This is a genomic window from Arthrobacter sp. K4-10C, assembly GCF_059090085.1.
This window is the reverse complement of record NZ_JBNHFI010000029.1, coordinates 1-474: the sequence shown is the minus strand read 5'-3', so window position 1 is coordinate 474 and position 474 is coordinate 1. Positions and strand designations below refer to the sequence as shown.

The window sequence follows — 474 nt, the reverse complement described above, 5'->3', positions numbered from 1 at the left end:
CACCGCCAGCGCCACCAGGTTCACCCACTCCTGCCAATACCTGGGGTCGAACGGGCCCGCATCCCACGCGCTGTCCTGGTCCCCGTCATGGTCTTGGTTGGGGCGGCCGGATTCCTTCTTCAGCCGGGCGTACCAGTCCGGGGCGCGGCGGCGCACGTTCAGCCCGCCCGGCAACACACCCTCGCGCTTGAGGCTGGTGGCCACACAGCTCTCCATCACTGACCAGATCTGCAGCAGCCCGGCCCGGATCTCATCCTCGCCCCGGGAGGCTTTTTCATTGAGCAGCATCACGTCCGAAATACCCAGCCCGGTGTCCCGGCAATGCTCCAGCAGTTCCGCGGCCGTCCTGAACGGCAACGGCAGCTCCTGCCTGGACGCCTCCAGTTCCTGCTGCGCCGCGTCCTCTTCCCCTTCCCGGACAATGAACCCGCCACCGACCGAGAAGAACGTCGCCGCATGCAGCACCTCCCCGGC

At 67.5% G+C, this 474-nt stretch carries 1 protein-coding gene; it reads right to left on the bottom strand.

Annotated elements, in window-relative coordinates; translation table 11 throughout:
• On the bottom strand, positions 1-474 hold a 474-nt coding region (locus AC5RUU_RS19610), incomplete at both ends, for an L-serine ammonia-lyase, iron-sulfur-dependent, subunit alpha (protein WP_493976870.1).